5 protein-coding genes are annotated in these 9,446 nt (G+C 70.1%); 3 read left to right on the plus strand and 2 right to left on the minus strand.

The window, feature by feature from the left end; all coding sequences use genetic code 11:
• Positions 1-4 precede the first annotated feature (4 nt).
• The 3 genes from nuoL to nuoN are packed head-to-tail and all read left to right on the plus strand — an operon-like array spanning position 5 to position 5,212.
• A complete protein-coding gene (nuoL, locus tag ACFVX6_RS08355) occupies positions 5-1,945 on the plus strand; it encodes an NADH-quinone oxidoreductase subunit L (RefSeq protein WP_389689216.1) in 1,941 nt (646 codons plus the stop codon).
• 1 nt (position 1,946) lies between these two features.
• Entirely contained in the window at positions 1,947-3,557 is a 1,611-nt protein-coding gene (locus tag ACFVX6_RS08360; RefSeq protein ID WP_389689218.1) for an NADH-quinone oxidoreductase subunit M, read from the plus strand.
• Positions 3,558-3,592: 35 nt separating this feature from the next.
• Positions 3,593-5,212 (plus strand): NADH-quinone oxidoreductase subunit NuoN, encoded by a 1,620-nt coding sequence (gene nuoN / locus ACFVX6_RS08365; protein ID WP_284716195.1) that lies wholly within the window; start codon positions 3,593-3,595, stop codon positions 5,210-5,212.
• Between the two features lie 68 nt (positions 5,213-5,280).
• On the opposite strand, the gene ACFVX6_RS08370 is transcribed toward nuoN, so the two are convergent.
• Positions 5,281-8,022: a PKD domain-containing protein gene (locus ACFVX6_RS08370; RefSeq protein WP_389689220.1), complete on the minus strand. Its 2,742-nt coding sequence runs from the start codon at positions 8,020-8,022 to the stop codon at positions 5,281-5,283.
• Positions 8,023-8,242: 220 nt separating this feature from the next.
• Complete coding sequence (locus ACFVX6_RS08375; RefSeq protein ID WP_389689222.1) at positions 8,243-8,854, minus strand: hypothetical protein; 612 nt, start codon at positions 8,852-8,854, stop codon at positions 8,243-8,245.
• Positions 8,855-9,446 lie beyond the last annotated feature (592 nt).

A 9,446-nucleotide genomic window follows, 5' to 3' on the forward strand; every position in this document is an offset into this window, starting at 1 on the left:
CGCTGTGGAGAACATGATCGCGCTGCTGGTAGCAGCGCCCCTGCTCGGAGCGGTGGTGCTGCTCTGCGGCGGCCGCCGTCTCGACAAGACCGGCCACTGGATCGGCACCGTGCTCGCCGCCGTCTCCTTCGGCATCGGCCTCACCCTCTTCGCCGACATGCTCGGCAAGGGCGCCGAGGACCGGACCTTCCACCAGCGGCTGTTCAGCTGGATCCCGGTGGAGGGCTTCCAGGCCGACATCGGCTTCCAGCTCGACCAGCTGTCGATGACCTTCGTCCTGCTGATCTCCGGGGTGGGCACGCTCATCCACGTGTACTCCATCGGATACATGGAGCACGACGAGCGCCGCCGCCGCTTCTTCGGCTACCTCAACCTCTTCGTCGCCGCGATGCTGCTCCTGGTCATCGCCGACAACTACCTCCTGCTGTACGTCGGCTGGGAGGGCGTGGGCCTCGCCTCGTACCTCCTCATCGGCTTCTGGCAGCACAAGCCCAGCGCGGCCACCGCCGCGAAGAAGGCCTTCCTGGTCAACCGGGTCGGCGACATGGGCCTTTCGATCGCCATCATGCTGATGTTCACCACCTTCGGAACCTTCGCCTTCGGCCCGGTCCTCGGCTCGGTGTCCGAGGCCGGCGAGGGCAAGCTGACGGCGATCGCCCTGATGCTGCTGCTCGCCGCGTGCGGCAAGTCGGCCCAGGTGCCGCTGCAGTCCTGGCTCGGCGACGCGATGGAGGGCCCGACCCCGGTCTCGGCCCTCATCCACGCGGCGACCATGGTCACCGCCGGCGTCTACCTGATCGTCCGCTCGGGAGCCATCTTCAACGGGGCGCCGGACGCGCAGACCGCGGTCGTCGTGGTCGGTGCCGTCACGCTCCTCTTCGGTGCGATCGTCGGTTGCGCGAAGGACGACATCAAGAAGGCCCTCGCGGGCTCGACGATGTCGCAGATCGGCTACATGATCCTGGCGGCCGGCCTCGGCCCCATCGGGTACGTGTTCGCGATCATGCACCTGGTCACGCACGGGTTCTTCAAGGCGGGCCTCTTCCTCGGCGCCGGTTCCGTGATGCACGGGATGAACGACGAGGTCGACATGCGCAAGTACGGCGGTCTGCGGAAGTACATGCCGGTGACCTTCGTGACCTTCGGGCTGGGGTACCTCGCCATCATCGGGTTCCCGGGCCTGTCGGGCTTCTTCTCCAAGGACATGATCATCGAGGCCGCCTTCGCCAAGGGCGGCACCCAGGGCTGGATCCTCGGCGGGGTGACCTTGCTCGGCGCGGCGATCACCGCCTTCTACATGACCCGCGTCATGCTCCTCACCTTCTTCGGCGAGAAGCGCTGGCAGCCGGCGCCGGACCCGGCCACGACCCCCGGTGTCGAGCCGGGCGCCGACGCGCACCCCGGGGAGCTTCCCCACCCGCACGAGTCCCCGAAGTCCATGACCATCCCGATGATCATCCTGGCCTTCGGCTCGGTCTTCGCGGGCGGCTTCTTCGGGATCGGCGACCGCTTCCTGCACTGGCTGGAGCCCGTCACCGGACACCAGCACGGCCACCCGCCGATCAGCGCGCTGACGGTGACGCTGGCCACCATGGTGGTCCTCGTCCTCGGCGTCGCCCTCGCCTGGGCGATGTACGGCAGGAAGCCCGTCCCGGTCATCGCCCCGCGCGGCTCGCTCCTCACCCGGGCGGCCCGACGGGACCTCTACCAGGACGACTTCAACCACGTGGTCCTGGTCCGCGGCGGGGAGCACCTGACCCGCTCCCTCGTCTACGTCGACCACAGCCTGGTCGACGGCGTGGTCAACGGGACGGCCGCCGGAGTCGGCGGGCTGTCGGGCCGGCTGCGCAAGCTGCAGAACGGCTACGCCCGCAGCTACGCGGTCTCGATGTTCGGGGGCACGGCGATCCTGATCGCCGCGACCCTGCTGATGAGGGCGGTGTGAGATGAGTTTCCCGCTTCTGACGGTGACGGCCGCGGTCCCCGCGGTCGGTGCGATCCTGACGGCGGCCGTCCCGGCCGCCCGCCGGACCGCCGCCAAATGGCTCGCCCTGTTCTTCTCGCTGGCGACCCTGGCCCTGGCCGTGCTCGTCGCGGTCCGCTTCGAGCCCGGTGGCGACCGCTACCAGCTCACCGAATCGCGCTCCTGGATCGCCGACTTCGGCGTCCGCTACGAACTGGGCGTCGACGGCATCGGGGTCGTGCTGATCGCACTCACCGCGCTGCTGATCCCCTTCGTGATCGCGGCCGGCTGGCACGACGCCGACCCGGTGGAGAGCGAATCTCCGGCCAACTCGCGCTGGCGGCCGACCCAGGGCTTCTTCGCCCTGATCCTGCTGGTCGAGGCGATGGTGATCATCTCCTTCGAGGCCACCGACGTCTTCCTCTTCTACATCTTCTTCGAAGCCATGCTCATCCCGATGTACTTCCTCATCGGCGGCTTCGGGGACCGGGCCCACTCCGGGTCGGACGAGAACGCGGCCGCGCAGCGCTCGTACGCGGCGGTCAAGTTCCTCCTCTACAACCTGGTCGGCGGCCTGATCATGCTGGCCGCCGTCATCGGGCTCTACGTGGTCGCCGGGAACTTCTCGCTCCAGGAGATCACCGCCGCCCGCGCCGCGGGCACGCTCGACATGGCGACCAACACCGAGCGGATGCTGTTCCTCGGCTTCTTCTTCGCCTTCGCGGTGAAGGCCCCGCTGTGGCCGCTGCACACCTGGCTGCCGAACGCGATGGGCGAGGCCACGGCCCCGGTCGCCGTCCTGATCACCGCCGTCGTCGACAAGGTCGGCACCTTCGCGATGCTGCGCTTCTGCCTCGGGCTCTTCCCCGAGGCCAGCAAGTGGGCCACGCCGGTGATCCTGGTCCTGGCCCTGATCAGCATCGTCTACGGCGCGCTGGTCGCCTGTGGGCAGCGCGACATCAAGCGGCTGGTGGCGTACGCCTCCATCTCGCACTTCGGCTTCATCATCCTGGGCATCTTCGCGATGACCTCCCAGGGGCAGTCGGGCGCGACGCTGTACATGGTCAACCACGGGCTCTCGACGGCGGCGCTCATGCTGGTCGCCGGCTTCCTGATCTCGCGGCGCGGCTCCCGGCTCATCGCCGACTACGGCGGCGTGCAGAAGGTGGCCCCGGTCCTGGCCGGCACCTTCCTGATCGGCGGCCTGGCCACCCTGTCGCTCCCGGGCCTCGCCCCGTTCGTCAGCGAGTTCCTGGTCCTGGTCGGCACGTTCGCCCGGTACCCGGTCGTCGGCATCATCGCCACCTTCGGCATCGTGCTGGCGGCGCTCTACACGCTGGTCCTCTACCAGCGCACCATGACCGGCCCGGTCAAGGAGGAGGTCCGCACCATGCCGGACCTGCGCCTGCGGGAGGTCCTGGTGGTCGCCCCGCTGATCGCGCTGCTGATCGGTCTGGGCGTCTACCCGAAGGTCCTGACCGACATCGTCAACCCGGCGGTGAAGCACACCATGTCGGACGTCAAGCAGACGGACCCGAAGCCCGAGGTGGCTGTCGAGGCGAAGCACACCGAGAACGGGGAGGAGTCGAAGTGAGCACCCTGACTGCTGCCCAGAGCCTGCTGCCGAACCTGGCGGCCGCGGCGCCGATCGACAAGATCCCGGCCCCGCACATCGAGTACGCCCAGCTCTCGCCCACGCTCATCGTGCTGGGCGCGGCGATCATCGGAGTCCTCGTCGAGGCCTTCGTGCCGCGCAAGGGCCGTTACTACACGCAGGTGTTCCTCGCCGTGGCCGCACTGGCCTCGGCCTTCGCGGCGGTCGTCGGACTCGCCGCCGGCGGGTACGGCAGCTCCAAGGCACACATCGCGGCCATGGGCGCCGTGGCCGTCGACGGACCGGCGCTCTTCCTGCAGGGCACCATCATCCTGGCCTCGGTCGTGGCGATCTTCACCTTCGCGGAGCGGCGCCTGGACCCGGCCGCCCACGGCAACCGGGTGGACTCCTTCGCCGCGCAGGCGGCGTCCGTACCGGGCAGCGAGAGCGAGAAGGAAGCCGTCAAGGCGGGCTTCACCACCACCGAGGTCTTCCCGCTGGCCCTGTTCGCGGTCGCCGGGATGCTGATCTTCCCCGCGGCCAACGACCTGCTGACGCTGTTCGTGGCCCTGGAGGTCTTCTCCCTCCCGCTGTACCTGCTCTGCGCCGTCGCCCGCCGCCAGCGGCTGATGTCGCAGGAGGCGGCCGTCAAGTACTTCCTGCTCGGCGCCTTCTCCTCCGCCTTCCTCCTCTTCGGCATCGCGCTCGTCTACGGGTACGCCGGCTCGGTCTCCTACGCGGCGATCGCGGAGGTCGTCGACGGCACCGTGGCGAACATCGACCCGGCGCTCGCCGACACCATGGGCAACGACGCGCTGCTCCTGATCGGCGGCGCACTGATCCTGATGGGCCTGCTCTTCAAGGTCGGCGCGGTCCCCTTCCACATGTGGACCCCGGACGTCTACCAGGGCGCCCCCACCCCGGTCACCGGCTTCATGGCGGCGGCGACGAAGGTGGCGGCGTTCGGCGCCCTCCTGCGCCTGCTGTACGTGGTGCTGCCCGGCCTGCGGTGGGACTGGCGGCCGGTCATGTGGGGCGTCGCGATCGTCACGATGCTGGCCGGCGCGGTCATCGCCGTGACCCAGACCGACGTCAAGCGGCTCCTCGCCTACTCCTCGATCGCGCACGCCGGCTTCATCCTGGCCGGTGTGATCGCCACCTCGGCGGAGGGCGTCCAGTCCGTCCTCTTCTACCTGGGCGCGTACTCCTTCGTGACGATCGGCGCCTTCGCGGTGGTCACGCTGGTGCGCGACGCGGGCGGCGAGGCCACGCACCTGTCCAAGTGGGCGGGGCTGGGCCGTCGTTCGCCGCTGACGGCGGCGGTCTTCGCGGTCTTCCTGCTGGCCTTCGCGGGCATCCCGCTGACCTCCGGCTTCTCCGGCAAGTTCGCCGTGTTCAAGGCGGCGGCGGAGGGCGGCGCGGGAGCGCTGGTCGTGGTCGGTGTCATCTCGTCCGCGATCGCCGCGTTCTTCTACATCCGGGTGATCGTCCTGATGTTCTTCAGCGAGCCGAAGGCGGACGGCCCCACGGTCGCCGTCCCGTCCCCGCTGACGATGACGACGATCGCGGTGGGCGTCGCCGTCACGGTGGTGCTGGGCGTGGCCCCGCAGTACTTCCTGGACCTGGCGGGCAGCGCGAGCACGTTCGTGCGCTGACCGTCCTCCCGGACGCGAAAGGGCCCGGCCCCCTCAGGGGGCCGGGCCCTTTGCCGTGCCGGGTGCTCCTACGGCTGGGTGAAGTAGCCGAGGAGGTCGGTGATCACGTGGTTGGGGCCGCCGTAGCTGTTGAAGATGCTGACCTTGCCGCCGGTCCCGACGGGGGTCATGACGTGGTTCGGGACCGTGACGCCGGGGAGGGTGTTGAGGCTGCTGGCGCCGGGGCGGGTGGCGCCGAAGGCGTACGCGGTGAGGAAGCCGGGGCCGGTGGTGTCGGTCGCGGTGACGTTCAGGACCGCGCCGACGGCGTTGGCCGGGAGGCCGGAGACCGTGGTCGTGGCGCCCGGGGCGACCTTGCCGGTGGTGCGGGTGTCGGCCAGGCGCTTGGGGACGGCCGGGGTGAAGAGGGTCTTGCCGTCCTTGCCGTAGTAGCCGACCGCGTCGAGGACCAGGTGGGTGGAGCCGGTGTTGGTGAAGAGCGTGATGGTGCCGTTCGGGCCGACGGGGACGATGGCCTGGTTGGACTTGTCCTTGCCCGGCTCCACGTTCAGGTTCGACGTGGTGGGGCGCTTGGCCGGGTCGGGGTAGGCGATCACGTGCGCCTGCTCCTTCGCCCCCGTGCCCGTCAGGTTCAGGGCGACCGCCTTGGCGTCGGCGGGGATGCCGTTGACGCCCGCGACCTTGACCGTGCGGGTCTTGCCGCCGGGCAGTGCGCCGCCGGTCGTACGGGTGTCCAGGACGCGGGTCGGGGCGAGCGGGGAGAAGCGCTGCCCGATGTTGGGCTGGTAGTAGCCGACGAAGTCCACGATGATCGACGCCGCGCCGGAGTTGAGCTGCGCCAGGACCGCGTCCAGGCCGCCGCCGACGGGGACCGTGACGGTGTTGGACGTGGTGGCGCCGGCGCGGACGTTGACGTTCGAGGTGGCGGGGCGGGGCTGGTCCGCGGGCCAGACGGTGAGGTGGGTGTCTTCCGAGGCGCCGGTGACGGTCACGTTGAGGACGACAGCGCTCACGCCGCCTGAGATCGGGAACTCGGGCCGGTCGAGACCCCTTGGCACCTGCATCGAGAAGGGTGCGCCGCCCGGCATGGAGGGGGTGTCGTCCCGGCTGTCGCCGATCCGGTACGGCCCGACGGGGACGTAGCCGGACGGCGCGTAGTCGACCTTGACCGTGCGCTTGGAGGCGGACTGGGCGCCCTTGGAGTCCAGCGCGGTGAGAGTCACCGTGTAGGCACCCGGGGACCGGTAGGTGTGCCTGAGCTCGGACAGGTCGGAGACGCGCTCGGTGGTGCCGTCACCGAAGTCCACGTCGGCGCGGCTCAACGGCCACGGCGCCGCCGTGGCCGACGGGTCGAACTGGACGGTCAGCGGGGAGATGCGCTCGCTCGGACTGTCCGAGACCGGCAGGACCGGCGTGGCGGTGAAGGCCGTCGTCAGCGGGCCGGCGGCGGTCACCTTGACCGGCTGCTCCGCGAAGACCTTCTTCCCGGTCGCGTTGGTGGCGGTCACCTTGACCACGCACGCGCACGGAGAGCCGTAGACGTGCGAGGCGAGGCCCTCACCCTGTCGGGTCCGGACCGGGGTGCTCCCGTCACCGAAGTCCACGCTGTACGTCATCTCGGCGGGCCATTTGCTGTCCGACGCGGCCTGCACCTCCACCGTGGTGCCCACCGGCGCCCAAGCCTGGGCGACCGACATGGAGACGCTGGTCAGGCCGTCGTTGGCCTCGATGGCGCCGCGGTCGAGGAACCCGTCGTCCTTGCCGGTGTTGGCCACGAGGGGGTTGTCGATCGGGCCGAACCCCTTGATGTCGGGCGAGGTCAGCGCGCCCGGCGCCGTCGCGTCGGCGGAGTCGACGAGCGCGGCGTCGATGTCCGCCGGGTTCAGGATGTCGCGCGAACCCTGGCCGGTCGCCGTCCGGAACTCCGCGAGGGTCGTGTAGTCGGTGCCCGCCCAGTTGTAAGGAGCTGCCGTGACACCCGGCTGGAGCCTGACGACGTTGAAGTCGGCGCGAGTGCCGGCCTCCGCGCTCTGCGCCACCACGAGACCGTGGCGGGGTACGGCGGACGTCTTGCAGGAGGACAGGGGGCTCTGGGCGGAGACGGCGTTGTTGAACACCGAGGATCCGGTGGAACCGCCACTGACCGAGATGCCCCCACCGCAGAATCCGACGACGGTGTTGTTGGCGAGGACCGTGCCGGGGGCGTCCACTACGGAGATCGCGGGCCGGGAAGCGCTGGTGCGGACGATGTTGCGGTTGAGGACCGTGCGCTGGGCGCCGGCTTCGATCTGGGTGGCGACGGCGAAGTTGCTCTGGCTGACTCGTACGTCCGCGCTTCCCGCACCGATCACGAGCTCGCGGAGTTCGGACGCTTCTACGACGATGTTGCTGGAATGCTCGACCTTGGTGGGACGTGCCACGGTGATCCCACGGAACACCACGTGGGAGGCGCCGTCGACGGTCAGCGGATCGATCAGGACCACCTTCGAGGAGCTACCGGAAGTCCCGGACGCGGAGGTGAAGGTGATCGGCTTGCCCGGCTCTCCGGAGCGGGTCACCGTGACGGGCCCGGCGTAGGAGCCCGGCGTGATCCGTACGGTCTGGCCGGCTTCGGCGGCCTTGGCCGCCGACAGGACATTGCAGAACGGGGTGCTCTGCGTACCGGCGCCGGGGCGGGTGTCGGAGCAGTTGGAGTTCGTGCCGTTGTTCACGAACAGGTCCGCCGGAGCAGCCGCGGCGGAAACCGCCGGGGTGCCGAGGGCGGTGACGAGGCCCGCGGTGAGCAGGACCCCCGTACGAGTAGGACGCACTAGCTGTTTCCTTCAGGAAAGGGGCTGTGCGGATCTCGGTTCGGTGCGGCACTGCATGACGCGCGGAACGGCCCATCCCCCCCAAGGGCATCAGGCGCATGAGAATCCACAGAGACGCTGGCCATGATCCCTGGTCGGGGGGCCGTTGTCACTAGCAAATTGAACGCGCTCAGCCCTCTTTGAGGAGGTGGAGGAGCGGGAGGGAGTTTGACGACAGGCCCTAGTGGCCGTGGTCGTGGGCGTCGGTGGGCTTCGTCGGGGTGCCGGGCTTGGCGGGGCAGGTCAGGGCGGGGTTCCAGTTGTGGAAGCGGCCGGCCGGGTTGTCGCGGTACGCCCACAGGTGGAGGTCGTAGTGCTTCGGCATCCCCGCCCAGTGGCCCGGCATGGGTCCGTCGAAGGGCAGGCCGAACATGCTCGGGCGGTCGTCGGTGGTCTTGAAGTCCTGGTCCCGGTCGACGGACATCCACTCCACGGCCTCCAGCTTGCGGCGGCCGTGCTTGTCCTTCTCGGTGCTGTAGAGCAGCGCCGCCGGCTTGCTGGGATCCGTCGAGCCCCAGTAGGACTCCTTGACGTAGTGGTAGCCCATGGCGCCCACCCCGAAGGGGTTGGTCATGCAGGCCTCGCCGTGCGGCACGTACCCGTCCTTCAGGGCCTCCTGCTCGTCCGCGTACTTGGCCGACACGCGGATCGCCGTGGCCATGTCGCGCATCGCCTTCGCGTTCCTCGGGTCGGGAGCGGGGCCGTCGACGCCGTGGGCGGGGGCGATGGCGGCCAGGCCGAGGGATATGGCGGCGGCACAGGTCAGGAAGGCCTTGCGGGGGCGGAGGGACATCGGGGCTCCTGCCGGTCGGGTGGGGTGTGGTGGGGTGGGGGTCGGGGCTTTCGTCCACCATCCGGGCGGCTCGCCGGGGTTGCACGCGGCGGGGCTCCGAACGGGGGGTCGGTGGCCGATCCTTCAGGCCGGACGGGTGGTTCCCGGACGGCGGCTCACGTCCGGGTTGTACGGGGCGGGGTAACCGAGTCGCGCTGCCCCTGCCTTGCCGGGGACCGGTCCCCGGGCCCCTGCGCCTCAAGCGCCGGCGGGGCTGGGGTGTGGCTGGTGTCTGTGTGTACGTGTAAGTGGTTGTGCGCCGGCTGCGGAGGGTGGGTCGGTGCCGGGGCCGGGGTGGGGTGTCGGCCTGGACTGCATGATTTAGGCGCCCTGTGCCCTACGTGGACAGGGCGCGGCGTGCTCCGGCGCCACACATCACGCTTTACGTCCCGGCCGACACCCCACCCCGTCCCCGTCCCCGACCCGGCGGGCCCGACCCCTTCGACTCCAGCCCCGCCGGGGTTTGGCCTTTCGGGGCTCCGGTTCAGTTTCGGCCCTGTCTTTCAGCCGTCCGGCGTTTGAGGACCGGGGTCTGGGGCGGAGCCCCAGGGGG

It is taken from the genome of Streptomyces sp. NPDC058289 (assembly GCF_042880975.1).
Taxonomy (GTDB): domain Bacteria; phylum Actinomycetota; class Actinomycetes; order Streptomycetales; family Streptomycetaceae; genus Streptomyces; species Streptomyces stoeckheimensis.